Annotated in this window: 20 protein-coding genes and 1 pseudogene; 11 read left to right on the plus strand and 10 right to left on the minus strand. The window is 67.7% G+C overall.

The features are described 5' to 3' along the window. Positions 1–8 precede the first annotated feature (8 nt). Positions 9–1,229, minus strand: coding sequence for a deoxyguanosinetriphosphate triphosphohydrolase (locus tag ACQP2T_RS44715; RefSeq protein WP_433510922.1), 1,221 nt, complete (start codon positions 1,227–1,229; stop codon positions 9–11). Between the two features lie 82 nt (positions 1,230–1,311). Here ACQP2T_RS44715 and ACQP2T_RS44720 point away from each other — a divergent pair, with 82 nt between their 5' ends. Then, positions 1,312–2,811, plus strand: coding sequence for a M48 family metallopeptidase (locus ACQP2T_RS44720; protein WP_433510923.1), 1,500 nt, complete (start codon positions 1,312–1,314; stop codon positions 2,809–2,811). Between the two features lie 421 nt (positions 2,812–3,232). Here the strand turns inward: ACQP2T_RS44720 and ppdK are convergent, their stop codons facing one another. Then, a complete protein-coding gene (ppdK, locus tag ACQP2T_RS44725; protein WP_433510924.1) occupies positions 3,233–5,866 on the minus strand; it encodes a pyruvate, phosphate dikinase in 2,634 nt (877 codons plus the stop codon). Positions 5,867–6,087: 221 nt separating this feature from the next. Here ppdK and ACQP2T_RS44730 point away from each other — a divergent pair, with 221 nt between their 5' ends. Beyond that, positions 6,088–7,413, plus strand: a complete 1,326-nt coding sequence (locus ACQP2T_RS44730) for a cytochrome b (protein WP_433510925.1) — start codon at positions 6,088–6,090, stop codon at positions 7,411–7,413. Between the two features lie 216 nt (positions 7,414–7,629). Here the strand turns inward: ACQP2T_RS44730 and ACQP2T_RS44735 are convergent, their stop codons facing one another. Then, positions 7,630–9,015 carry a glycine--tRNA ligase gene (locus ACQP2T_RS44735; protein ID WP_433510926.1) on the minus strand — a complete coding sequence of 462 codons (1,386 nt, stop codon included), beginning with the start codon at positions 9,013–9,015 and terminating at the stop codon, positions 7,630–7,632. A gap of 94 nt (positions 9,016–9,109) precedes the next feature. After that, positions 9,110–9,397, minus strand: a complete 288-nt coding sequence (locus ACQP2T_RS44740) for an antibiotic biosynthesis monooxygenase family protein (protein WP_357947635.1) — start codon at positions 9,395–9,397, stop codon at positions 9,110–9,112. Positions 9,398–9,528: 131 nt separating this feature from the next. On the opposite strand from ACQP2T_RS44740, the gene ACQP2T_RS44745 reads away from it, so the two are divergent. The 5 genes from ACQP2T_RS44745 to ACQP2T_RS44765 are packed head-to-tail and all read left to right on the plus strand — an operon-like array spanning position 9,529 to position 12,917. Then, a complete protein-coding gene (locus ACQP2T_RS44745) occupies positions 9,529–9,891 on the plus strand; it encodes a DUF6703 family protein (protein ID WP_357947632.1) in 363 nt (120 codons plus the stop codon). A gap of 48 nt (positions 9,892–9,939) precedes the next feature. Continuing rightward, entirely contained in the window at positions 9,940–10,830 is an 891-nt protein-coding gene (locus ACQP2T_RS44750; protein ID WP_433519913.1) for a metal ABC transporter substrate-binding protein, read from the plus strand. A gap of 49 nt (positions 10,831–10,879) precedes the next feature. Then, positions 10,880–11,656 (plus strand): metal ABC transporter ATP-binding protein, encoded by a 777-nt coding sequence (locus ACQP2T_RS44755; protein WP_433510927.1) that lies wholly within the window; start codon positions 10,880–10,882, stop codon positions 11,654–11,656. Continuing rightward, the gene (locus tag ACQP2T_RS44760; RefSeq protein WP_433510928.1) at positions 11,653–12,528 is read left to right on the plus strand and encodes a metal ABC transporter permease; all 876 of its coding nucleotides are present in this window, start codon (positions 11,653–11,655) and stop codon (positions 12,526–12,528) included. The genes ACQP2T_RS44755 and ACQP2T_RS44760 overlap by 4 nt, the downstream gene beginning before the upstream one ends. Then, positions 12,528–12,917, plus strand: coding sequence for a Fur family transcriptional regulator (locus ACQP2T_RS44765; protein ID WP_433519914.1), 390 nt, complete (start codon positions 12,528–12,530; stop codon positions 12,915–12,917). The genes ACQP2T_RS44760 and ACQP2T_RS44765 overlap by 1 nt, the downstream gene beginning before the upstream one ends. Here ACQP2T_RS44765 and ACQP2T_RS44770 read toward each other — a convergent pair. Beyond that, the gene (locus ACQP2T_RS44770) at positions 12,857–13,753 is read right to left on the minus strand and encodes a DMT family transporter (RefSeq protein WP_433510929.1); all 897 of its coding nucleotides are present in this window, start codon (positions 13,751–13,753) and stop codon (positions 12,857–12,859) included. The two genes, ACQP2T_RS44765 and ACQP2T_RS44770, sit on opposite strands and share 61 nt — an antisense overlap. A gap of 92 nt (positions 13,754–13,845) precedes the next feature. Here ACQP2T_RS44770 and ACQP2T_RS44775 point away from each other — a divergent pair, with 92 nt between their 5' ends. Further along, on the plus strand, positions 13,846–14,394 hold the full coding sequence (locus ACQP2T_RS44775) for a CGNR zinc finger domain-containing protein (RefSeq protein WP_433510930.1): 549 nt from the start codon (positions 13,846–13,848) through the stop codon (positions 14,392–14,394). A gap of 1,152 nt (positions 14,395–15,546) precedes the next feature. Here the strand turns inward: ACQP2T_RS44775 and ACQP2T_RS44780 are convergent. Further along, entirely contained in the window at positions 15,547–16,767 is a 1,221-nt protein-coding gene (locus ACQP2T_RS44780) for a helix-turn-helix domain-containing protein (RefSeq protein ID WP_433510931.1), read from the minus strand. Positions 16,768–17,036: 269 nt separating this feature from the next. On the opposite strand from ACQP2T_RS44780, the gene ACQP2T_RS44785 reads away from it, so the two are divergent. Next, positions 17,037–18,044, plus strand: coding sequence for a hypothetical protein (locus ACQP2T_RS44785; RefSeq protein WP_433510932.1), 1,008 nt, complete (start codon positions 17,037–17,039; stop codon positions 18,042–18,044). A 422-nt stretch (positions 18,045–18,466) separates the two neighbouring features. Here the strand turns inward: ACQP2T_RS44785 and ACQP2T_RS44790 are convergent, their stop codons facing one another. The 3 genes from ACQP2T_RS44790 to ACQP2T_RS44800 all read right to left on the minus strand — a co-directional run bounded on the left by ACQP2T_RS44790 (position 18,467) and on the right by ACQP2T_RS44800 (position 20,856). After that, positions 18,467–19,249: a class I SAM-dependent methyltransferase gene (locus tag ACQP2T_RS44790; RefSeq protein ID WP_433510933.1), complete on the minus strand. Its 783-nt coding sequence runs from the start codon at positions 19,247–19,249 to the stop codon at positions 18,467–18,469. Positions 19,250–19,370: 121 nt separating this feature from the next. Beyond that, positions 19,371–20,039 carry a DUF6082 family protein gene (locus tag ACQP2T_RS44795; RefSeq protein WP_433510934.1) on the minus strand — a complete coding sequence of 223 codons (669 nt, stop codon included), beginning with the start codon at positions 20,037–20,039 and terminating at the stop codon, positions 19,371–19,373. Positions 20,040–20,082: 43 nt separating this feature from the next. After that, positions 20,083–20,856, minus strand: a complete 774-nt coding sequence (locus ACQP2T_RS44800; RefSeq protein WP_433510935.1) for a transposase family protein — start codon at positions 20,854–20,856, stop codon at positions 20,083–20,085. A 455-nt stretch (positions 20,857–21,311) separates the two neighbouring features. Between ACQP2T_RS44800 and ACQP2T_RS44805 the strand changes: the two genes are divergently transcribed. Then, positions 21,312–21,437, plus strand: coding sequence for a hypothetical protein (locus tag ACQP2T_RS44805; RefSeq protein WP_433510936.1), 126 nt, complete (start codon positions 21,312–21,314; stop codon positions 21,435–21,437). Positions 21,438–22,278: 841 nt separating this feature from the next. Here the strand turns inward: ACQP2T_RS44805 and ACQP2T_RS44810 are convergent. Then, the gene (locus tag ACQP2T_RS44810; RefSeq protein WP_433510937.1) at positions 22,279–22,845 is read right to left on the minus strand and encodes a Uma2 family endonuclease; all 567 of its coding nucleotides are present in this window, start codon (positions 22,843–22,845) and stop codon (positions 22,279–22,281) included. 659 nt (positions 22,846–23,504) lie between these two features. On the opposite strand from ACQP2T_RS44810, the pseudogene ACQP2T_RS44815 reads away from it, so the two are divergent. Next, positions 23,505–24,518 (plus strand): annotated as a pseudogene (locus ACQP2T_RS44815) (IS256 family transposase); the annotation flags it as partial. Positions 24,519–24,586: the final 68 nt, after the last annotated feature.

A 24,586-nucleotide genomic window follows, 5' to 3' on the forward strand; every position in this document is an offset into this window, starting at 1 on the left:
GCCGGGGGTCATCGGGAAAGACGCTTGTGCCAGGCGATGGCGGACGTGTCGGTGAGAGAGGCGATCTGGTCGATGACCACCCGGACACGGGCGGCGTCACCGGGCGCGGCGAGGTAGGTGGGCCGGAAGGCGGGCTCCAGGGTGGCGGGCGCGCCGAGCGTGATCAGGGAGGCCAGCTCGGTGATGAGGTCGCGCTGCCTGGCCTGGTTGGCGTGGTGGTCGTCGGTGGTCATCACGTAGTGGGCGGTGATGCCCTTGAGGATCGCGCACTCCAGCCGCGTGGCCGGGGGGACGACGAGCTCCGCGCGGTGCCGCGAGGCGTACGCGTCCTTGGTGGCGGTCTGGGCGGAGCGGCAGAAGCGGCCGATGAGACCGCTCGTCAGCGCCTTGAGCCCGGCCAGGTCGGCGAAGGTGGCCTCGAAGCGGCGCGGCCAGAGCGGGGTGGCGATCAGTGCGGCGAAGACGGCTTCGAGCTCGGCGAGGTCGGCACTGGGCGCGTACCAGGTGCGGGCGGTCTCACAGACCGCGCGGCGCTCGGCGGCCGATAGGAGCGCCTCGGGTGTGACGTGGCCGGAGTGCAGCGCGTCCTCGAGGTCGTGGACGGAGTAGGCGACGTCGTCGGCCCAGTCCATTATCTGCGCCTCGAAGCTCACCTGGCCGTCGGGGGCGCCGTCCCTGATCCACTCGAAGACCGGCAGGTCGTCGTCGTAGACCCCGAACTTCGGCGATCTGTCGCAGGTCCACGGATATTTGATGGAGGCGTCGAGCGCGGCCCTGGTGAGGTTGAGCCCGGCGCTGCGGCCGTCCTCGGTGAGGACCTTGGCCTCCAGCCGGGTGAGCAGGCGCAGGCTCTGCGCGTTGCCCTCGAAGCCCCCGCACGAGGTGGACAGCTGGTTGAGCGCCACCTCGCCGTTGTGGCCGAACGGCGGATGGCCCAGATCGTGCGCCAGGCAGGCGGTCTCCACCAGGTCGGGGTCGACGCCGAGCGTCGCGCCCATCTCCCGGCCGACCTGGGCGCATTCGAGCGAGTGGGTGAGCCGGGTGCGCGGGATGTGCTGGCCGCCGCCAAGGGTCTCGCCGGGCCCCACGACCTGCGTCTTCGCGGCCAGTCTGCGCAGCGCGGAGCTGTGCAGAACCCTGGCGCGGTCGCGTTCGAACGCGCTGCGCTCCGGGTTGCCGGGAGGTTCCGGCACCCACCGCTCCTGGTCGTGCTCGTCGTAACGGGCCATAAGAGCTGTGATTTTATCCAGTTTCCGGTCTCCGCTAGTGTCGACCCTCGCGAGAACCCCATTCCCCGGGAGCCCCTCCTCCATGACCACAGCGTTCCGGGCCGTGCTGGCCTTCGCCCTGCTTGCCGGCTTCTACGTGCTGGTCGGCCTCGTGCTGGTCGCGGCTGTCTTCTTCGATGTGCTGCTGCTGGTCGACTACCACGTCAACGGCCTCAAGTACGCGGTCATCCTGACCCTGGCGGGGGCCGCGCTCGTGCGCGCCCTGATCATGGTCAGCCGCCGCGAGGACGGCGAGCAGCCGGGCGTGCTGGTCGCCCGCGAGCACGAACCCGCGCTCTGGCAGGTGGTCGACGACCTGTCCCAGCGCGTCCGTACGGCGCCGCCCGACGAGATCCGCCTGGTGCCCGAGGTCAACGCGGCCGTGGCGGAGGACACCCGCTTCCTCGGCATGAAGGCCACCAGACGGCGCATGTACATCGGGCTGCCGCTGCTGCAGACCCTCACGGTCGACGAGATGCGCGCGGTGCTCGGCCACGAGCTGGGCCACTACAGCGGCGCCCACACCCGCCTGGGCGCGCCGGTCTACCGGGGCCGTGAAGGGCTGATCGCGACCGTCGAGGGGCTCGCCGGCAACCCGTACGTCCAGCGGCTGTTCAAGTACTACGCCAAGCTCTACATGCTCGTCTCCCAGAGCGTGTCGCGCGGGCAGGAGCTGGAGGCCGACCGGTTCGCGGTGGCCATCGGCGGTCGCCAGGCGATGTCGGAGGCGCTGCGCAAGATCCACAGCACGGCGACCGCCTGGAAGATCTACGCCGAGGGCTACCTGTCGATGACCGGGGCGGGCGGCAACCGGCCCGCGGCGGTGTTCGGCGGGTTCCACGCGCTGATGAGCGACCCGGCCAGGCAGGCCGAGGTGGCCAAGCTCGGCGAGGAGCCGCGGGAGACCTCCCTCTACGACTCCCACCCGAGCCTGGCCGACCGGCTGGCCGCCATCGAGCTGCTTCCGGAGCCGGAGCACGTACCCGACCCGCGCTCGGCCCTCACGCTGCTGCGCGACGCGAACGTGGCGGTGCAGGCGGTCGAGCAGTCGATGTGGACGCCGGAGGCGCTCACGGGGCTGCGGGCGGTGTCGTGGGAGGAGCTGGTGTCCCAGGGCATGTACGCGGCCCGCAACGCCGAGGCCCTCAACGACCTGGCGCTGGCCGGGCAGCGGGTGCTGGGCGCCACCCGGCCCTACCTCGACGCGGCCTTCGAGGTGATCGCCAGGGGGCGGCGGCCGGAGCTGGAGGAGAAGCTGCGCGAGCTGGGCTGGAACCCGTCGGAGACGTTGCTGGCCGGGGTGCTCGGCCAGGCGCTGGAGGCGGTGCTGATCCAGCACGGCCAGGCCCGGTGGACGCTGTCGTGGGCGGGGCCGGCGCGGCTGCTGTTCGACGACGGCGAGGAGGTGGCGCTGTCGGAGTACGCGGCCCAGGTCGCGGCCAGCCCGTCCGCCGTTCCCGGGCTCCGGAAGTGGCTGGGCGACCTGGGCATGCGTCACGACTACGTGCCCGCCACGCTGGAGCAGGCGGAAGCGACCGTCTAGCCCGGCCGACCGCGACAGCCCCCGAGGCGCCCTCCACCAGGACGGACCGTCACCATCCCCTCCCCCGGAGGAGGTATCCCACCCAAGGGACCCCCACCACAACGGACCGTCACCATCCCTGAGGCCCCCCACAGGGACACCAGCCACAACGGACCGTCACCACCCTCTCCCCCCGGAGGGGGCATCCACCCCAAGGGACCCCCACCACAACCGACCGTCACCACCCCCTCCCCCGGAGGGGGCATCCACCCAAAGGACCCCCACCACAACCGACCGTCACCACCCCCTCCCCCGGAGGGGGCATCCACCCAAAGGACCCCCACCACAACCGACCGTCACAGGGATCGAGGCGGTCGTGTGACCTCCTTCGGGGGGAGGAAGATCTGACAGTCCGTCGTGGCTGGTGTCTGGGGTCAGCTGCCTACCGGGTGTCGGAGTCGCATTCGGCGAAGGCCGCGCGGCCGGCCTCCAGCCGGGCGACCGGGATCCGGAACGGCGAGCACGAGACGTAGTCGAGCCCGGCCTGGTGACAGAAGTGCACCGAGTCGGGATCGCCCCCATGTTCGCCGCAGATGCCGAGCTTGAGGTCAGGGCGGGCCGCCCGGCCCTCCTCGACGGCGATCGTGACCAGGCGCCCGACGCCGTCGCGGTCGAGGGTCTCGAACGGCGAGACCCCGAACATGCCGAGCTCCAGGTAGCGGGAGAAGAACGCGGCCTCCACGTCGTCCCGCGAGAAGCCCCAGGTCATCTGGGTCAGGTCGTTGGTGCCGAAGGAGAAGAACTGGGCCGCCTCGGCGACCTGGCCCGCGGTGAGCGCCGCCCTGGGCGTCTCGATCATGGTGCCGATCAGGGCCTCGACGCCGAGGTCCGCGAGGATCCCGGCGGCCTCCTCGCGGACGGCCTCCAGCTCCTGTACGGCGGCCACGAGCGGGATCATGATCTCCGGTTTGGCTCCCGGCACCTCCTTGGCCGCCTGGGCGATGGCGCGTACCTGCATGGCGAACAGACCGGGGATGACCAGGCCGAGCCGCACACCGCGCAGCCCGAGCATGGGGTTCTGCTCGTGCAGCCGCTTGACGGCGCCCAGCAGCTTGCGGTCCTTGTCCGTGGCGTCCCCCGTGGCCACCTTGACCGACAGGTCGGTGAGGTCCGGCAGGAACTCGTGCAACGGCGGGTCGATGAGCCGGACCGTGACCGGCTGACCCTCCATAGCCTGAAATATCCCGACGAAGTCGGCTTTCTGGAGGGGCTCCAGCGCGTCCAGCGCCGCCTGGCGCTCCTCGTCGCCCGAGGCCAGCACCAGGTCCTCGACGAGCTGCCTGCGCTCGCCCAGGAACATGTGCTCCGTACGGCACAGCCCGATCCCCTCACCGCCGAAGCGGCGTGCCCTGGCAGCGTCCTCCGGGGTGTCGGCGTTGGCCCGCACGCCCAGCCGGCGTACCTCGTCGGCCCGCCGCATGATCCGGTCCACGGCACGGACCAGGTCGTCGCCGGGCTCCCCGCCCTCGAAGTACTCGACCACGGCGGAGTCCACCACGGGCACCTCGCCCAGGAAGATCTCGCCGGTCGTGCCGTCGATGGAGATGAGGTCGCCCTCGTTCACCACGATGTCGCCCGGCGCGGTGAACCTGCGCTCGCCGATCGACACCTCCAGCTCCTCGGCGCCGCAGACGCAGGTCTTGCCCATGCCGCGGGCGACCACGGCGGCGTGTGAGGTCTTGCCGCCGCGGCTGGTCAGGATGCCGCGCGCGGCGATCATCCCGGACAGGTCGTCGGGGTTGGTCTCGCGGCGCACCAGGATGACGTCCTCGCCCTGGCCGGCCAGCTCGACGGCGCGCGCGGAGGAGAACACGGCCTTGCCGACGGCGGCGCCCGGCGAGGCGTTCATACCCTTGGCGATCTTCTTCTTCTCGGCGCCCGAGTCGAAGCGCGGGAACATCAGCTGGGCCAGCTGGTCACCCGTCACCCGCGTGACGGCCTCGTCGAGCGTGATGAGGCCCTGGTCGACGAGCTGGGTGGCGATGCAGAACGCGGCGGCCGCGGTGCGCTTGCCGACCCTGGTCTGCAGCATCCAGAGCTTGCCGCGCTCGATCGTGAACTCGATGTCGCACAGGTCGCGGTAGTGGTTCTCCAGCGTCTCCATGATCCGCAGGAGCTCGTCGTACGAGCTCTTGTCGAGGCGTTCCAGCTCCTGGAGCGGGATCGTGTTGCGGATGCCGGCGACGACGTCCTCGCCCTGGGCGTTCTGCAGGTAGTCGCCGTAGATGCCCTGCTGGCCGGAGCCGGGGTCGCGGGTGAAGGCGACGCCGGTGCCCGAGTCGTTGCCGACGTTGCCGAAGACCATGGCCACGATGTTGACCGCGGTGCCGAGGTCGGCGGGGATGCGTTCCTGGCGGCGGTAGAGGATGGCGCGCGGGGCGTTCCAGGAGTCGAAGACGGCCATGACGGCCAGGCGCATCTGCTCGCGCGGGTCGGCGGGGAAGTCCTTGCCCGTCTGGTCGCGCACGATGCCCTTGAACGTCTCGACCAGGCCCTGCAGCTCGGCGGCCCCGAGGTCGGTGTCCTGCCGGTGGCCCTTCAGCGATTCGAGCGCGTGCTCGAACAGCTCGCCGTCGATGCCGAGCACGGTCTTGCCGAACATCTGGATGAGCCTGCGGTAGGAGTCCCAGGCGAAGCGGTCGTTGCCGCCGGCCTGCTTGGCCAGGCCGTGCACGGACTCGTCGTTCAGCCCGATGTTGAGGACGGTCTCCATCATGCCGGGCATCGAGAACTTCGCGCCGGAGCGGACGCTGACGAGCAGCGGGTCGTCGGCCTGGCCGAGCGTCTTGCCCATCCGCTTCTCCATGGCGCCGAGGTGCTCGGCCACCTCCCGCTCCAGGCCGTCGGGGACCGCGCCCTCGGCCAGGTAGTGGCGGCATGCCTCGGAGGTGATCGTGAACCCGGGAGGAACGGGCAGTCCGAGATTGGTCATTTCGGCAAGGTTTGCTCCCTTGCCGCCGAGAAGATCCTTGAGATCCTTGTTGCCCTCGGTGAAGTCGTAAACGTACTTGGCCACCACAGCTCCAATCAACGCCTCTGGTTCGGACTCTACCGGCGATAATCATGATGAAACTGCACCCACCGGTTAAGTCAACGTTTCCGCTGGTGAAGGGCATATGACCGGTCTAATCCAATTTATATTCTGTTTGGGGAAAAATTGGTTTATACCAATTGGTATAAACCAATTTTAAAGATCCGGATGATACAATCGGATCACCGTCTAGCAGGAGGCGCCCGATGGCCACTCCTACCAAGCCACAGCGTCGCGCTCGCCTGGTCACCGGATCGGCCAAAGCCGCGCAGGGCTCCGCGAGTTTCCTGGACGAGCGCCTCGGCCTGGCCCGCTGGCTCCGCCCCAATCTCCGCAAGCTCTTCCCGAGCCACTGGTCGTTCCTGCTCGGCGAGTTCGCCCTGTACTCGTTCGTCCTGCTCGTCCTGACGGGCACGTTCCTGGTCTTCTTCTACAAGCCCAACCCCGACGTGGCCTTCACCTCGGTGCGCGAGATCAGCCTGGACATCAGGGGCGGCCTGCTGATGCGCCAGATGCACCATTGGGCGGCGACGATCTTTGTGCTGTCGATCGTGGCCCACCTGTTCCGCGTCTTCTTCACCGCCGCCTTCCGCAAGCCGCGCGAGCTGAGCTGGATGACCGGCGTGGTGCTGTTCGCGCTGGCGCTCTTCGAGTCGTTCCTGGGCGTCTCGCTGCCCGCCGACCAACTCGCGATGACCGGCCTCCGGGAGGCGCAGGGCCTGCTGCTGTCCATCCCGCTCGTCGGCAGCTACCTGTCGGCGTTCATCTTCAACGGCGACTTCCCCGGCCAGGTCATCCCGCGCATCTTCGTGACGCACGTGCTATTGGTGCCGGGCATCCTGCTGGCGCTCATACCGCTGCACGGGATCGTCCTGACCTGGCGGCAGAAGCACACCGAGCACCGCACCCCGACCTCGGACGAGACACGGGTCACGGGCGGCCCGTTCTTCCCGTACTTCGCCGTCAAGAACGGCGCCACCACGCTGTTCACGATGGCCGTCATCGCGCTGCTGGCCACTTTCGTCCGGGTCAACCCGGTGTGGGAGCACGGGGCGTACCGGCCCGGCGGCTGGCCACCATCGGCTCAGCCGTTCTGGTATTTCGGCGTCCTGGAAGGCGCGCTACGCCTGACGCCACCGTGGGAGATCACCGTCGGCGGCTTCGTCCTGCAGGTCGGCCTCTGGATCCCGATGCTGGCCCTGGCCGCCTTCTTCACGGTCCTGCTGTTCTATCCGTTCCTGGAGCGCCGCTTCACGGGGGACCGCCGCGTGCACAACCTGCTGGACCGCCCCTCGCACGCGCCCGTCCGCACGGCGCTCGGGGTGGCAGTGATCACGTTCTTCACGGTGCTGTGGGCCGGGACATGGGTCTCGGAGACCCCACCGGACCCGAAGGCGCCGCTGCCGCTGCTCACGGCGCCGCACGAGACCTACCTCTGGATCGTGTACGGGCTGCGCGTCGCGATCTTCGTCCTGCCCCCGATCGCGTACGCCATCACCCTGGCGGTGTGCCGAAGCCGCGCCCGCCGCTGAGCCTCTTGCCGGGAATTGACCTACTTGGCTGCTGTTGATTCTTTGCCACCTGCCCTGACGACGTTGACCCCGCCCACGGTCTAGGAAAGACCGCGAACGGGGTCAACAATGCGCACGTCACGGCGGCCAGCCCCGTAAACCGCAGGAGCGTGCCCCTGGACGGGGCCCAGCCACGTATGGCGGGTGGGGCTGGCCACTGCCGGCCGTAAAAGAAAACTAGTCGTTCAGGTGCTGGCGGAGGTAGGAGTCGACGGCGTCGAGCGAGATGCGCTGCTGAGCCATCGTGTCGCGCTCGCGGATCGTGACCGCCTGGTCCTCGAGCGTGTCGAAGTCGACCGTGATGCAGAACGGCGTGCCGATCTCGTCCTGGCGCCGGTAGCGGCGGCCGATCGCGCCCGCGTCGTCGAACTCGACGTTCCACCGCCGGCGCAGCTGCGCGGCCAGGTCGCGGGCCTTCGGCGACAGGTCGGCGTTGCGCGACAGCGGCAGCACCGCGGCCTTGACCGGGGCGAGCCGGTGGTCGAGCCGCATCACCGTGCGCTTCTCCATGACCCCCTTGGCGTTGGGCGCCTCGTCCTCGCTGTAAGCGTCCAGCAGGAACGTCAGCGTGGCCCGGTCGACACCCGCCGCCGGCTCGATGACGTAGGGCACGTAACGCTCGCCCGTGTCCTGCTCGAAGAAGCTCAGGTCGACGCCCGACGCCTTGGAGTGGGCGGTCAGGTCGAAGTCGGTGCGGTTGGCGATGCCCTCGAGCTCACCCCACTCGCCGCCCGCGAAGTTGAAGCGGTATTCGACGTCGACCGTGCGCTTGCTGTAGTGGGACAGCTTCTCCTTGGGGTGCTCGAAGAGCCGGAGGTTGTCCTTGTTGATGCCCAGATCGGAGTACCAGCGGAAGCGCTCGTCGATCCAGTATTGGTGCCACTCCTCGTCGCTGCCCGGCTTGACGAAGAACTCCATCTCCATCTGCTCGAACTCGCGGGTGCGGAAGATGAAGTTGCCCGGCGTGATCTCGTTGCGGAAGGACTTGCCGACCTGGCCGATGCCGAACGGGATCTTCTTACGCGCCGACTGCTGCACGTTGAGGTAGTTGATGAAGATGCCCTGCGCGGTCTCCGGGCGCAGATAGGCCAGACCCGACTCGTCCTCGATCGGGCCGAGGTAGGTCTTGAGCAGGCCGCTGAACTGCTTCGGGTCGGTGAAGGCGCCCTTGTTGCCGCAGTTGGGGCAGGTGATGTCGGCCAGGCCGTTTTCCGGCGCCTTGCCGTTCTTCTCCTCGTACGCCTCAAGGAGGTGATCGGCGCGGTAGCGCTTGTGGCACGACTGGCACTCGGTCAGCGGGTCGGTGAAGGTCTCCACGTGACCGCTGGCCTGCCAGACCTCGCGGGCCAGGATGACGCAGGAGTCGAGGCCCACCACGTCGTCGCGCGACTGGACCATCGACAGCCACCACTGCCGCTTGACGTTGTTCTTCAGCTCGACGCCCAGGGGACCGTAGTCCCACGACGCGCGCAGTCCGCCGTAGATCTCGCTCGACGGGTAAACGAGCCCGCGGCGTTTGGCGAGGCTGACGATCGTGTCCATGACGTCTGTGCGTCGTGCCATTTTGGTTGCGTCTCTTTCCGGCTGGAGGTCGGCGAAGGGAATGGGTGAGCTCCCAGCTTAGGGGACGCTCACGAGCCCTCGCGCGCGAGTATTTCTACTCGCCGTCTTGAAGATAGACGTCCTCGAACGCGCTTGGTTCATTGACCATGAGGATCATCAGGGGATACATCGCCATTCGCGCCGCGGACAGGGCCCGGCGGTAGAACCCGGCGCCCTCCCACTCACTGACCAGCGCCCACAGGTTGGGCTCATCGACCGAGCGGGCCAACCGGCCGCGCAGGAATCCGGGCTGGTCGGCCAACGTCTGAAGGATGACATGGGCTTGCTTGACGAAGTCTTGGGACTGGGACTCTGGGACGGTGTAACGGATGACGGCGAGCACGCACACCAGGATGTCAGACGATTACGTACCGCTGGGCGATTCCAGCCCCTGACCTGCCCGCACCCGGTGTCCGATTCGAGCACTCCGACCGCCCACCTGCTGTTCGATGGGGACAGGGCTAGGCTCGGGCCGTGGCCACCAATGACAACCGCCGCGGGAACGCCCGGCGGCCGCTTCCCGCCGGCGAGCAGTTCTTCACACCTGGCGCGACCGGCCTGCGCAAGGCGGTCGAGGAGCGCAGCGCGACCCCGATGACGTTCCTGTTCACGCAGGTGCCCAAGTGGGCGGCGCCGGCCGTGCTGGTGGTGCTGCTGCTGACCGGGTTCGCCGTGGACAGCTGGCTGGGCGGCGTGGCGGTGCTGCCGGTGCTGGGGTTCGTGGGCTGGCTGGCGTACCTGTCCTGGCCGTCGCTGGGGCTCGGCGGGCGGCTGCTGCGGGTCGTGATGCTGGCCTTCCTGCTGGTCCTCGCGGCCGACCGCTTCGGAGTGTTTTAGCCGGAGATTTTGACAATCATTTTCATTTTCCCCATAATCGAGGGCGTGATGTCCCGAACGCCCCTAATCGGTGCTGCCATCCTCGCGACCGCTCTGACGGCCACCGCGTGCTCCAACACCGGCGATGCGGAGACTACGGCGCTCGGCAAGCCCGCCGTGATCGCCGCCTTCTACCCGCTCCAGTGGCTCACCGAGCAGGTCGGCGGCCCCGACGTGAGCGTGTCGGTCCTGACCGCCCCCGGTGTCGAACCGCACGACCTGGAGCTGGGCGCGCACCAGGTGGCCCAGCTCCAGGACGCGACCCTGACCGTCTACATCAAGGGCGTCCAGCCCGCCGTGGACGACGCGGTCGACCAGGACAAGAGCTTCGACGCCGCGACCTCCGTCAAGACGCTGCCCGCCGGCGAGCACGCTGAGGGTCACGACATCGGCTACGACCCGCACCTCTGGCTGGACCCGTCCCGCCTGGCCACCGTCGCCGCCAAGCTCGGCGAGCGGCTGGCCGCCGCCGACCCCGCGCACGCCCAGGGCTACCGGGACCGCGCGGTCAAGACGGCGGGCGCCCTGGGGACCCTCGACCAGGAGTACGCCAAGGCCCTGACCACCTGCGGGACCAAGACGCTGGTCACCGCCCATGAGGCGTTCGGCTATCTGGCCGACCGCTATCACCTCAAGCAGGTCGGCATCACCCTGGACCCGGAGACCGAGCCCTCCCCCGCCCGCATCGCCGAGGTCGCCAAGCTGGCCAAGGACGAGAAGGTGACCACGATCTTCACCGAGGCCCTGGTCAGCCCCAAGGTCTCCGAGGTGCTGGCCAAGGAGGTCGGCGCGCGGACGGCGGTGCTCGACCCGCTGGAGAGCAAGCCGTCGGGCGACTACCTGTCGGGAATGCGCGACAACCTGAAGACCTTGCAGACCGCATTGGGGTGTACGGCATGACCGGCGGCATTGGGATGTACGAGATGAGCGGCACATTGGGGTGTGCGACATGAGCGAGACCGCCTTCGCCATGACCGGCGGCCGGGTGAGCCTGGACCGGCGCGACATCCTGCGCGGCATCGATCTCACGATCTGCCCCGGCGAGGTCGTGGCCCTCATGGGGGCCAACGGCTCGGGCAAGTCCACGCTGGTACGCGCCCTGCTGGGCCTCACTCCGCTCTCGGGCGGCCAGACCCTCCTGTACGGCTCACCGCCCGCGAAATTCCGCGACTGGTGGCGCATCGGCTACGTGCCGCAGCGCCTGGCCGTCGGCGGCGGGGTGCCCGCCACGGTCCGCGAGGTCGTGACCTCCGGCCGCGTGGCCAGGCAGAGCCGGCTGCGCCGTACCAGCGCCGCGGACAAGGCGGCGGCGGCGAGCGCCCTCGAGGCCGTCGGGCTGGCGGACCGGGCGGGCGACCCGGTGCAGTCGCTGTCCGGCGGCCAGCAGCAGCGGGTGCTCATCGCCCGCGCGCTGGCCGGCGAACCCGACACCTACGTCATGGACGAGCCCACCGCGGGTGTCGATGCCGACACTCAGCAGCTGCTCGCCGATACGCTGGCCACGCTGGTGCAGAACGGCAAGACCATCGTGCTCGTCGCCCACGAGCTCGGCCCGCTCGAGCCGCTCATCACCCGCGGCGTGGTGGTCCGTGAGGGCCGGATCGCGCACGACGGCAGACCACCACGGCCCGAGGGCGACTGCGCCCGTCCGGGACACGAACACGTGCACCCGCACGCCACCGAGGCGAGCGCGGGACCGCTTTCCGGATGGCGGGGAGAGCCATGATCGAGTTGTTGGGCACACAGTTCTTCCAGCTGGCGCTGATCGCGGCGCTGCTGGTGGGGCTCTGCGCGCCCGCCGTCGGCACGTTCATCGTCCAGCGCAGGCTCGCGCTGCTCGGTGACGGCATCGGGCACGTGGCACTGACCGGTGTCGCGCTGGGCTTCCTGACGGGCCAGGCGCCCGTGCTCACGGCCGTGGCCGTGGCCGTCATCGGCGCCGTGGCCATCGAACTGGTCAGGGCGCGCGGGCGCACCAGCGGCGACGTGGCGCTGGCGCTGCTGTTCTACGGCGGCATCGCGGGCGGCGTCATGCTCATGGGCATCGCGCCGGGTGGCAGCAACGCCAAGCTGAACTCCTACCTGTTCGGCGCCATCGCCAGCGTCACCACCGAGGACATCTGGGTCATCGGCGCGCTGGCCGTCGCGGTGATCGCGGTGGTCGTGATCTTCGGCAGGGAGCTGTTCGTGCTCTGCCAGGACGAGGAGATGGCCAGGGCCAGCGGCCTGCCGGTGCGCTTCCTCAGCCTGCTGATCGCCGTCACGGCCGCGCTGACCGTCGTCATCGCCATGCGCGTGGTCGGATTGCTGCTGGTCAGCGCGCTGATGGTGATCCCGGTGGCGACCGGTCAGCAGCTCACCAGGGGATTCCGCTCGACGATGACGCTGGCCATGCTGTTCGGTGTCGTCGCGGCGGTGGGCGGGCTGCTCGCCTCGACGCTGTCCGCCAGGGTGCCGCCGGGCGCCGCGATCGTGCTTCTCGCCCTCTGCGGCTTCGTCCTGGCCCTCGGTGTCGGTAAGTTCGTACGGCGAGGCAGACCCCAGGAGTCCACAGTGAGCGAGCGATCCAGCATGCGCGTCGAGGAGGTCGCACGATGATGTCCACGAGACGCGACGCCGTGCACGACACCCTCCGCCAGAGCAAGAGCTTCCGCAGCGCCCAGGACGTCTACGCCGAGATGCGCGCCCACGGCGCCAAGATCGGCCTGACCACGGTCTACCGGGCGTTGCAGGCGCTGGCCGACGGCGGTCAGGTCGACGTGCTGCGCACCGACGACGGCGAGTCCGTCTACCGCGCGTGCGCCAGCGGCGACCACCATCACCACCTGGTGTGCCGCCGCTGCGGCCGGACCGTCGAGGTGGCCGGTCCCGCCGTCGAACGCTGGGCGGAGACGGTCGGCTCCGAGCACGGCTTCACCGAGATCACTCACACGGTCGAGGTGTTCGGCACCTGCTCCGGCTGCTCGGCCTCGGTGCGGGCGGGCTGAGCGCGCCGCGAGCCGTACAGGACGCCCAAGACGATCACCCCGCACCCGGCGAGCTGGAGGGGCGACGGATGCTCGCCGAGCAGCATGGCCGACAGACCGACCGTCGTCATCGGCTGGATGAGCAGGAGCAGCGCGGTGAGCGCGGCGGGCTGCCTGGGCAGCGAGTACGAGATCAGCGTCCAGCCGATCACCTGCGGGCCGAGCGCGAGCACCAGCAGCCAGCCGTGCGCCGGCCAGCTGGGCGTGAAGTCGGCGCCCCCGAACAGCGGGCTCAGCGCGGCCATCGCGACCGTGGCCACGGCGGTGGCGTGCGTCAACGGCCCGAACGTACGCCCCGAACCGCCCTTCAACACCAGCAGGAACGCCGCGTACGAGATCGAGGTGGCCACACCCGTCACGACCCCGAGCACCGGGTTCGCCCCATAGGCGGCGCTGTCGAAGATCCCCGAGATCAGCACCACTCCGGCGAACACCACCGGAGTGGCCCGCATCAGCCGGTTCGACGGCCGCTCGCGAAAGAGCGCCCACGCCGCGAAGGCCACGATGAAGACCTGCAGGTTCCCCAGTACGGTGGCCAGGCCCGCGCCGACATACTTGATAGCTTGGTGCCAGAACAGCAGGTCGAACGCGAACAGCACGCCCGCCAGCCACGCCAGATTGCGGCTCCGGGCAGGCATGGGGCCCAGCCTCCGCCGTTCGAGCCAGGCCAGCACCAGCATCGGCGGCAACGCGTACGCGCATCTGAAGAAGGCCGAGGTCGCCGGTGAGACTCCCGACAACCGGACGAGCGGCCCGGAGGTGGAGATGATCAGCGCACCCGCGATCGCAATCAGCACGATACGACGATGTGCACCCACAGAAACCCCCGATGTCCTTGGAGCGAGATACGCTGCGACCACGCTAAAGCCGGTCGTCGACAGGAGTCAACATGCCGTTTGGCCATGACATGGTGCATTCGCTGGCCACGGTTGTAGAGCTGATCAACACGTCCCCGTCGACCGGCGGAGACGACGGTCTGGCCGAGCTGGCCGACCTGCACGCGTTCGTCGAGTCGCGGCAGGTCAGCGGCATCGGCGCGCTCACGGCCCGCGACCTGGGGCAGGTGCGGCTGGTGCGGGAGGCGTTCCACCGCGTCTTCACCGCCCCGGACCAGCCGACGGCCGTACGACTGCTCAACGCGCTCCTGTCGGGGACCCGCATCACGCCCCGGCTGACGGAGCACGACGGGCATCCGCTGCACATGCACTACTTCGCCCCGGACGCGACGCTGTCGGAGCACCTGGCGGCGGACTGCGGGGTGGCACTGGCGCACCTGGTGGTGGACGAGGAGTGGGAACGGCTGCGAACGTGTTCGGCACCTGACTGCGACCGGGTGTTCGTGGACGAGTCACGCAATCGGTCCCGTGTCTACTGCGACAGCCGTACGTGCGGAAACCGGATGCACGTGGCCGCCTACCGAGCCCGGCGGCGAGCCTGACAAGCTCGGTCATCGCCGCTTGGCGCGCTACGCGCGAGTGGCACTCAGCCGTGCTTCCCAGGGGGCTCCGCCCCCTTCGACCCCCAAAAAGCGCGGTCCTCGCTGACGCTCGGGCTGTGCTTATCGGGGCTCCGCCCCGAACCCCGGGCAGGGGCCTGCCGGCCCCCGCACCCCCGGCCCTGAGCCATTGTCATGGAGCTTGGCTCGCCCCCGAGGACATCCGGCTGAGGGCGATCGACGGTCAACGGCTTCGCTCCTCAGCCCTGACCCATCGCACTACTCGGACCTCTTACCAACCATGCGCAGGTCGGGCAAGCTCGCGCGCTGGTGTAGGCGAACGGAAGAGACAGGCCGATCAACGGCAAGGGATAGGCCGCATCGCCGCAGAGGCCGGTTTCCCCGCCGTCTCGCATTGCATGCTGTAGGGCCTCTCGTTCAAGGCCCGAGAGTCCCATCCAGTAGGCAGGCGGCGGTTCGGCACACCGCTCTGGGCGCGGAGTGAGATCATCCCAGTGCACCGACCAACGCCGCACCCCCTGCGGAAGACACCACTGCGGGCCATCGAGTTCGATCAAGGCGACCACATCAGGGCGGAAATGAGCGACCACCCGGCCCGTGGAACCGATGAGCCGCGACCCGAGCGCCCGTGTAGTCGTCGGGCTGTGCTCCATGCTCGTGATCTCGATTTGGCATCCCGGCTGCCGCCACGAGCCATCCGCCGTCACGCCATCCTCGGCCCAGAGGCGGCATCCGCCTCGTACATGAGAGTGCGCAGTTCGAGGGCGTCCCCGGCGTCCAGGACAAGGGGGCATGGGGACGGCCAGGCAGCGATCGCGTAAAAGCGACGACTGTATGGGCCATAGAACACGGCCCACCCGGGCGCGGAACGGTCCAACTCCCACGCGGCGCGCCTCTCGTCCGGATCCCAGTCCCGGCGTCTTGGGGGAGGCTGCTGATTGCTCCGACCGGCTTCGTCGGTCGGCCCACTCGATCTGGTTGACGCCCTACGTCGTCTCACCCGTCCTCCAAGGTCGCAGCCCTGCTGATCTTGTGTGCGAGGGCCGTGGGTCTCGCATCACAGCGACCGTAGAAACGGGGAAGGGGGCCAGTGTGCACAGCAAGTGCACACGAGCCCCCTTGACAGACTGTCGGCTAAATGCCCATGCGGCCCGCCAGCAAGCGCAACGACTCGGGAGGCTTTCGGTAACTGCGTTGGAGTTGGCGGACGGTCTCTCTGGCAGAGGGGTGGATCCGGGTCATCTGTGGCGCGACACGCTCCGCGTGAAGGACGCGCTTGAGCGACCTTTCGTGATCATTTCCGCACAGGTGGACACGAGACATGTCGAGTTCGTGATGAGCCCGCCGCTCACCACCAATGGAACGCTGTCCCAGATCGAGTTCGCGATCCAGCCTGATCGCCTCATCGGCGTCCCCCAGTTCGACGGCGACCGCGCAGCCATGAATGGCGGCGTTCTGGGGATTCATCTGGAGGCCGTAGGGATCGCGGCGGTCTCGCGGGCTGATCTGAGCCGCAGCGTCCGAAGCCGCGCCGTGATGCTCCCAGGCGTCCGGAGCCTTACCGGCCCTCGCGGCGGCGATGGCGGCGCTGAGGTGGAGGGAGCCGAAGACCTCCATTGAGACCGGGTTGTCCTGATCGATCTTACTCGCCGCATTCTTGATCATCTTGAGAGCCACGTCCCACGCTCCGAGCGTCATGAGCAGCCTCGCCCGACCGAGCGAGACCAGGCAGGGAAGGTGCTCGTCCTCAGCACGCTGCGCGGAGACAGAGGTCCGCTCGACGATGACCTGAGCCAGATCGTTGTAGCCCAGCCGGCGTGCCAGCGATCCGGCCAAGGCCTGGGCGCGGTTGAGCATGCGCCATGTCCGCGCGACATCCGTCTCCATGGCGTGGACGGTCAGCTCCTCCAGAACCGCGGGCAGGCGAGCGCCGAGACGGACATGCGATGCCGCTTTCTGAAGCTTTCGCAGCTCGGCTATCTCAGTGCGCAACTCGTCCAGGGTCCGAGGAGGCGCGTCGAGCTCGGGAGCAATATCCACATATGCCAAAGCCATCCGAATTGCCGGAATGGTCGCGTGTACGGCATCGCTGTTCTTGTCGTTACCTCGGTATGGCTGGCCGTTGATCTCCGCCGGGTCCACGGCGCACGCTCTCGCGACGGCCGCGACCAGGGATGGGCTGGCGGGTTTCGCTCCCGTCTCAACCTTGGCGAGCAGGCTGCGTGACACATTCGCTCGCATGGCCAGGCCCTCTTGGGTGAACCCTCGGAGGTTCCGCGCTTTCGCTATTCGGATGCCCGCATGCTCACTGCGAGGGGTGGTTACTGGTTCGGGATTCCAGTCAAATCCGGCCATATTTCTTCCCCCTTTTCCGGTTGCGCGACTTCTCCACCATAAACCGTTTACCCAGCTCAACAGAGGTGGTTCTTGGGACCATCACCATGGCGCCACTCAACGCCAGCCGCCTGGAGCCACATCGCGATCCATGTTCCAGGAGAGGGCGTGCTGTTCACCGGGGACACTGTGGCGCAGGTGGGCGGACAGGTCATGCCGGACAGACCGGGGGATTCTGCGAGACGGGTTCATCGAACGGTGCGCGACGTTGGTCACTATTCTCTGGCGCTGTGACCGATTCGACACCACCGCCATGGGTTGACGATCTCTTTCCGTTCCCCACTCCGCCCGCGCTCCGCACGCTGATCGACATCGCCTGGCAGAGCGCGTACGAGTTCTACCGGGAGAATGAAAGCTATGACTACACCGTGCTGATGTCCCACTACGACTTCATGTTCGACCTGGCCATGATTCCGCGCCCGCCCGATGGCTGTCACGCCTACCCGGAGTTCACCGAACAGGATCGGCAGCTGTCGCTCCCGCACTTCGCGACTCCGGAGTTCGTGCCCTTCGGCTCCCTCGGCGATGGTGGCGACGTCGGCTGGCTGGTACCCGCGCCGGAACTCGGGCGGCTGGATCATCCGGTCGTCCTGGCCAATGGTCATGACCATGGCGTGACCCTGATCGGCGCGGACACCCGTGCCGGTCTGGAGTTCATGCTGTCGTGGGCCCTACGACGGTGGCGTGAGGACCCGGTCCCGGAGCCCCCGGCGTGGCGCGACCCAGAAGTGTGGCTTGCCCAGAACCAGTGGCGCATCGACGCGCGCGCCAAGGACCGGAGACTTGTTGACCGGCTGGCCGCCGAACTCCGCGTACGCCCGGACCCGGACAGGACTTTTCCCGGTTCGCGGTGGAAAGGCACGACCGTCTGCGCGGACACCGAGTTCGAGATCGTGTTTGATGTACCGGACGGGTGGCGGCACGAGCCGGGCGCGGACGGCATCGGCGTGCTCGCCCCAGCTGACGCGTACGCCGATCGGAAGCCGGTGGTCGCGGACCGCCCATCGCTTGAAGCGGAGCTCATCGCTGCCGCATGCTGGCTCGATGCCGGATACCCAGCGACCGCGTTGCTCGCGCTCAAAGATACTTTCGTCAATGGACCGGGCTGCTACTTCGCTGATCTCAAACCGTTGTGGGCGCACGCCTACCGAGATCTCGGCCGACCCGAATACGCGGGCCGCCTCGAAGGGATGACACCCTGCTACCAGGATTCGTGCTACTGCCCTGTACCCCACTGAAACAGCAGGCGGCACGGATGGATGTGTGATCATGGTCGGCGGTTCAGGCCTTCGTCCCAGCGGTGAATGGCACATGCCCGCCGGATCAGACTTCCACTTCCTGACTCATAAGTATCCGCAAGGGCGCGAAGTGTGTAGTCCAGCCGGCGGCGGACACGGCCCACTTCGGTGAAGCCGCGAAGGAAGGTGTCGAGCAGCGGGTGGCGGTGGGACTCGCGCCAGGCCATCGACCACGCATACAGCGGGCTCGGCTTTCCTGCTCTTCACGCCGGTTGGAGGCGAGCTCGCCGCGCTTGCCGAACCGGATGTAGTAATTGACTCCGTTGTAGTTCTCCACCACGTCCGGCCGGGCTCGGTCTCCCGCCGCAGATCCCGATCCCGTAGCCAGCGTGCCAGGAAGATCGACGTGCCGATGAGGCCATTCAACAGCAGTGCGTTCGGCGAGCTGCAGTGATCAGCACGGTGCGCTTCCCGACTCGGTAGCTGCCGTCAGTGTCGATCTTGACTTGAACGAAATCCCGAGCGGCCGACCGCTGCGCTGGGGTGAGCGGCTCGCCGACCACGCTGTCCAGGTAAGCGAGCACTGGCTCAGCGCTGAGGATGTCAAGATCGCACGGATAGGGTTCGACCACGACATCGGAGAAGTAGCGGGCCACACGCGCGGGCCCGGTTTCCGCGGTGAAGTCGTTCTGACCAGCGACCAGCGCCAGGTCGGGGCGGCCGATCGCCGGCCCGATGGCGTCGAGCTCGGCGAGGTGGTCGATACCGTTGACGGCGATCGCCAGCCGCCCGCTGGGGCGCAGCACCCTGGCGAACTCGCGCAGCGCGGCGTCGGGGTCGTCCAGGTGGTAGAGCATGTGGTTGGCGATCACGGTGTCGAAGCCGGCGTCGCCGAATGGCAGGTCAGCAGCATCACACTGCTGGACAACAGCGCCGGGAATTGTGCGCAGTTGCTCGCACATCGCGGGCGAAAAATCAGTCAATGTCAGGGCGAGTCCCCGCGCGACGTGGTCGACGTGGTTCCACAGCTTGCCAGTGCCTGCGCCAACTTCCAGGACCTCACCAAAAAGCGGAAGTTGCTCGTCAAGCCAGGAGAACCACCCCTGTGGGTTCGTACCGTAGGCGTGCAGCGCGATACGCGCGGAGAGATTATCGGTCGTGGTCGCGTACTGGCTGATGGCATGGGCTGACGGTGTCAATGGCACCGTAAGATCGTAAGCATCGTTGACCCGCTGTGGAATAGATGGGCCCGGTGCTGGCCGGGGTTGCCGTGCTGCTCGGCGATGACGGGCGCTGCCATGCTGGTGGGCGAGGGGGCCCGTTGGGTCAGCGGCCAGCCCGGTTCATTTGCCAACGTCGACGGACAAGAACAGCTCCTAGGGAGAGAGCGACGCCCATACCGAATATGGTCAGTGCGCGGCCCGGGTTCGATCGCTCAACGGGACGAGGAACTGGACGCTTCGATGGAGAGCGCTGCGCTTTGAGCCACTCGTCGTCCACAATCTTCGTGAAGGCGTGATGGCGGCGGGCTTGGCTACCCCATACATATTCGTCTCGGTGTGCTCGCCAGTGCTCTCTGGCGATCTCTCCCTTGAAGGCGCTTCTAACGTTGAAGCGAAGCTCTTCTTCAGTGATCTGGCGCAGGTTGTAGAGGCTCCGCCACATGACCATCCACTGGTTGTAGTAGATGTACAGTCGCAGCTCGAAGTCGTCTTGCGGACCGCTCCATAGCTCCCCATCGGCTTGGAGCAGACTTGGATCATCCATGGCCCAGCGGATGAGTTCCATGTGCAGCATCCTGGTCGTCTGTTCGTTCGCGACGTGGGTGGTGCGAGCCTGCACGAACACAGAGAAGGCAAGGCCCGCTAGAGACAAACAGGTAAGAATGGTGGCTACAGGCCCGTATGCCTGCCCCACGTCGCTGAGCAGGCTCCACTGAGACACAGGGATGAGGCGCGCTAGGCCACCTAGCGCGACCGGCGATAGGACCAGCATCCCTGCGAGCGCGACGCTGAAGATCAGTGACTCTTTTTCATCCTCAGGCCGCCTGGGCGACGCGGTGGTTCTGAAGGACGGCGATGGCCTTGCAGAGGTGGCCGGCCTTGGACGGGCTACAGCGTAGCTTGCGGAGGATTTTCCAGCTCTTCAGCTGGGCATTTGCTCGTTCGCCGGGGCCGCGAAGGTGGGCGTGGGCGCGGTTGGCCTGCTTCTGGGAGGCGGGCTTGTTCTTGCCCTTGTATGGGGTGCGGACCGGGCCCTCTGCTCCTTGATACGCCTTGTCGGCCAGGGTGATGATCCCGGCCTGCTCCAGCGTCCGCAGGATGCCCCAGATCCGGGCGGCGCTCAGATCGTGAGCCTTGCCGGGCAGCGCGCCGGAGGTCCACAGGATGGTTCCGTCCGGTGAGGCGATGACCTGCACGTTCATGCCGTGCACGCGGTGCTTGCCGGAGAAGTAGGGCCGGTCGGCCTTGACCCGGTCGGTGTGGATCAGCGTGCCGTCCAGGACCAGGTAGTGCAGCCCGTCCTGCTTCGCCTTGCGCAACGCCCCCGTGAGCTTGGGCGAGCGGGCCGACAGCAGCGCGATCGTCTCCTCCACATACCGCCACGCGGTCGCCGTTGACACGCCGAACCCCGCTCCGAGCTCGGTGAACGTCTCGCTCTTACGCAGGTAGACCAGCACCAGCAGTGCCTGCTGACCGGGGTTGAGCCGGCGCCAGACCGACCTCATGGACTTACGGTGGCGCCGGATCACCCCGGCGACGTAGTTCAGGGTCTGATGCGACAAATCGACGGCGGCACGGTAGAACAGCACCTGAAGCTCCTGGTTGCGACGGTGTGGGTTGTGGTGATCAACCCGTCTACCAGGAGCTTCTTCATGTCACCGGCCGAACACCGGCATCGCGATCATGCTGTGACCAGGGCGCCCGCCAAGGAGCCTGAAAAAGGTTCAGTATCAAGGACGCCAACAAGGTTCGCTGTGCTAACCGGCTCATTCGATTTCCCCCAGACGCTGTAGCACCCAACACTCGAGCTCGCCCGAATGCTAAGTACCCCGCTCCGGCCGTGACCCGTGAATGGATTTGGAGTGAAGGGCTCCGCCGATTGCCGAAGCGCTGCGCGTCGGGAAGGCCCGCGCCGACGTTGTGCACACGGCGACCGCGTGCGGCGAGGACATGGTGATGGCCGTCCGCCGGGCGGCGGGGCGGCGGCGGGAGCTTCCGCCAGCGTCTGATCGCCTACTCCCTCAGTCGGGCTGATCTGCCCCGCATGGGCGGCACCCTCATGTGGTCCACCCCCAACGGCTCGATCCGCTGGCAGCTCCCCACCAAGAACACCGGGGTCGCCACCCACAAGGCGCTGCTCGACGCCATCAAGGACTACCGGGGCGAATGAGTCAGGCAGCGGCCTGGCGATGCGGGCCGACACGCTTCCTCGCCAGGCCACCACGCTCACCGGCGTGGATGCTGCCGGAATCTACGACGTACCACCTCCCACCTGAGATGGGAGAGGGCATGGCGAAGCGCCCGCGTCTTGGCGAAGAGGAAGTAGAAGACCCTGTCCTTCGCTCGGCTGCGCCAGACGGCGCCAGCGAGGAGCGCCCCACGAGGAGGAGGGCAGCGGGGAGACAGGTAGCTTTCCCGGGTACGAGCGTAGCGATGAGTGATCCATACCCGCCGGATCAGACTTCCATTTCCTGACTCATAAGTTTCGCAAGGGCGCGAAGTGTGTAGTCCAGCCAGCGGCGGGCGCGGCCCACTTCGGTGAAGCCGCGAAGGAAAGTGTCGAGCAGCGGGTGGCGGTGGGACTCGCGCCAGGCCAGCGACCACGCCTAGAGCGGGCTCGGCTCGACGAGCGGGATCGAGGGCAGACCCGCGTGGTCGGGGCAGCGGCGCGTCGGCGGGGATCAGCGTGAAGCGCGAAGTATCGGCGCGGACGTGCTGGACGAGATGATCCAGGCCCAGGTTGGGGCCATCCTGCCGCCGCGTGATCTGGAACCGATCTGGCGAAGCGACGTAGGAAGTCCAGGCGAGTCAGCTCGGCCGGGCACCACCGGGCGTGGTCGCGCAGATCGGCCGGGCGCAGTTCGTCGGCGCCGGCCAGAGCCACCCCGAACTGGTCGAACTCACCGTCGCGGCCTGAGGCGAGTTAACCAGCAGGGTCACTTCACAGACCAAACGAATTGTCACACCGGAGTTGAGGATCCGGCTGCCGGGGCGTTGGGCGGCTACGGCGATCAGATCTGGCCGAGGTCGATCTCCACCGAGAAGGGGGCCGCAACCTTGACCACACCGGTGAACAGGTCGCCCTCCCGGTAGGTCTTCGTCGCAGGATCGAGGACGTAGGTGTACACGAGGGGAACGCCCGTTACGGCCTGCTCGATCCGCCAGTAGAAGCCGATGCCGGCCTTGGCGTATTGGTCGACCTTGACGATCCGGTCGGTGGTCTCCGAACCGGGCGAGACCACCTCCGCGACCAGCAGTATGTGCTCGGGACGAGTGGGCGTGACATCGATCGTGTCCGCGCGATAAACGACGACATCGGGGCGCCGGTTCGTGAGCGGTACGTCCTGGAGACGGACATCGAAGTCCGTGTCGGCGTTCCAGTCGGGACCTGCGGCGCCATCCAGGGCATTCGCCAGAATCCGGGCCAGCCGATTGTGCCGTTTGGAGGCGCTCGGACTCACGACGACCATCCCGTCCACGATCTCGATCCCAGCACACTGCTCCTCGGACCAGGAGTCGTACTCCTCTGCTGTGATCTGCTCATGCATCCACGAAGGAGCCACCATCTTGGCAGTCATCGCGCACCTCCCGGATACTGTGCGACGGGGCCGCTCCCGCCGAAATCAGCCTACTATCTCCCACCGTTCCACGGCCGACTCACCATGGTCCTCGCTGTCGCTCGGGCTGTACTTATCGGGGCTCCGCCCCGAACCCCGGGCGGGGACCTGCCGGCCCCCGCTCCCCGACCCTGAGCCATTTGATAGACCTGCCCGGAATCGCAAGATCATCGGCGAACGTCTGGGGTGATTCCAAGACACTGGACAGCGCCTCGCCCTGTCCGGGTGCGCCACCGTGTCACTGCATCGGCTCGATTCCCGGCGCCAAATCGCCTTAACCGGCCGCAGCAAGGTCAACAATGCCCTTGAGCTGGGCTCTCACGTCGTTGACATGTGCGCGACGTGGCAGGTCGGCGCTCGCTCGTCGGACGGTGCCCGGTGTCCTGAAGAGCACGTGAGATCTCCGGAATCCTTCTGCACACGACGCCCTGGTGCAAGGTCCAGGCAGGAAATGCGAGGCCGAGGAACCAGCGGAACAGTCGTTATCTAAAGAGTGATCGGTTGCGTCCACGGGAGTGGTGTATGAGTTTGGCCTGGTGACAGGCGTGGCGTCGTGAAATGGAGACGGCCATCGCGTGATCCTTCGAGTGCGCAGTTCAAGATCGAAGGAGAACAAGGCGATGGCCGCAGACAACAGTGTGACGCCCGGTGAGTGGCTGGCGAGGCAGATCGAGACCGATGACCCGGACATGTTGCGATCCATGGTCAAGACCATGGCCGAAGCGTTGATGTCGGCCGAGGCCGACACCCTGTGCGGGGCCGGCTACGGGCAGCGCAGCAGCGAGCGGAGCAACTCGCGTAACGGTTACCGGGCGCGCGAGTGGGACACCCGCGCAGGCACCGTGGAGCTGGCGATTCCGAAGCTCAGGTCCGGCTCGTACTTCCCCGACTGGCTGCTGGAGCGCCGCCGCCGGGCCGAGCAGGCGCTCATCAGCGTGGTGGCGACCAGCTACCTGCTGGGGGTCTCGACCCGGCGCGTCGACAAGCTGGTCGAGCAGCTGGGCATCAAGAACATCTCCAAGAGCCAGGTCTCGCAGATGGCCAAGGTGCTGGATGAGCAGGTCGAGGCGTTCCGGACCCGGGCGCTGGACGCCGGCCCGTACACCTTCATCTGGCTGGACGCGTTGACGCAGAAGGTGCGTGAGGGCGGCCGCATCGTCAACGTGCACTGCTTGGTGGCCACCGGCGTGAACGCCGACGGCAGGCGCGAGGTCCTCGGCCTGGAGGTCACCAGCGCCGAGGACGGCGCGGGCTGGCTGGCGTTCCTGCGCAGCCTGGTCGCTCGTGGCCTGTCGGGGGTTCAGCTGGTCGTCTCCGACTGCCACCGCGGTCTCGTCGCCGCGATCGGTGCCACCTTGGCCGGCGCGTCCTGGCAGCGGTGTCGCACGCACTACCTGCGCAACTTGCTCACCGTTGTGGTCAAGTCCGCGCAGCCGTTCGTGGCCACGCTGGTGCGCACCATCTTCGACCAGCCCGACGCCGCCTTGGTGCGCAGCCAGCACGCCTGGGTGGTGCAGACCTTGGAGGCCAAGCATCCGGCCGCGGCCGAGCACCTGGACGCCGCCCGCGAGGACCTGATCGCCTTCGCCGCCTTCCCGCGCGAGATCTGGACGCAGATCTGGTCCAACAACCCGCTATCTGTTAACCGGCCTTCCAGCGGCCTGATCTGGGCTGTTACTGGAATTCGGCCCCGGCGATCTCG

The sequence above is a fragment of the Nonomuraea sp. CA-143628 genome (assembly GCF_050942315.1).
Lineage (GTDB): Bacteria > Actinomycetota > Actinomycetes > Streptosporangiales > Streptosporangiaceae > Nonomuraea.

What these genes read in the sequence shown, in the direction of transcription:
- ACQP2T_RS44715 (WP_433510922.1), bottom strand. Translation starts at nt 1,229, where the DNA reads ATGGCCCGTTACGACGAGCACGACCAGGAGCGGTGGGTGCCGGAACCT.
- ACQP2T_RS44720 (WP_433510923.1), top strand. Translation starts at nt 1,312, where the DNA reads ATGACCACAGCGTTCCGGGCCGTGCTGGCCTTCGCCCTGCTTGCCGGC.
- ACQP2T_RS44730 (WP_433510925.1), top strand. Translation starts at nt 6,088, where the DNA reads ATGGCCACTCCTACCAAGCCACAGCGTCGCGCTCGCCTGGTCACCGGA.
- ACQP2T_RS44735 (WP_433510926.1), bottom strand. Translation starts at nt 9,015, where the DNA reads ATGGCACGACGCACAGACGTCATGGACACGATCGTCAGCCTCGCCAAA.
- ACQP2T_RS44750 (WP_433519913.1), top strand. Translation starts at nt 9,940, where the DNA reads ATGTCCCGAACGCCCCTAATCGGTGCTGCCATCCTCGCGACCGCTCTG.
- ACQP2T_RS44755 (WP_433510927.1), top strand. Translation starts at nt 10,880, where the DNA reads ATGAGCGAGACCGCCTTCGCCATGACCGGCGGCCGGGTGAGCCTGGAC.
- ACQP2T_RS44760 (WP_433510928.1), top strand. Translation starts at nt 11,653, where the DNA reads ATGATCGAGTTGTTGGGCACACAGTTCTTCCAGCTGGCGCTGATCGCG.
- ACQP2T_RS44765 (WP_433519914.1), top strand. Translation starts at nt 12,528, where the DNA reads ATGTCCACGAGACGCGACGCCGTGCACGACACCCTCCGCCAGAGCAAG.
- ACQP2T_RS44775 (WP_433510930.1), top strand. Translation starts at nt 13,846, where the DNA reads ATGCCGTTTGGCCATGACATGGTGCATTCGCTGGCCACGGTTGTAGAG.
- ACQP2T_RS44780 (WP_433510931.1), bottom strand. Translation starts at nt 16,767, where the DNA reads ATGGCCGGATTTGACTGGAATCCCGAACCAGTAACCACCCCTCGCAGT.
- ACQP2T_RS44795 (WP_433510934.1), bottom strand. Translation starts at nt 20,039, where the DNA reads ATGCTGGTCCTATCGCCGGTCGCGCTAGGTGGCCTAGCGCGCCTCATC.
- ACQP2T_RS44805 (WP_433510936.1), top strand. Translation starts at nt 21,312, where the DNA reads ATGGGCGGCACCCTCATGTGGTCCACCCCCAACGGCTCGATCCGCTGG.
- ACQP2T_RS44810 (WP_433510937.1), bottom strand. Translation starts at nt 22,845, where the DNA reads ATGACTGCCAAGATGGTGGCTCCTTCGTGGATGCATGAGCAGATCACA.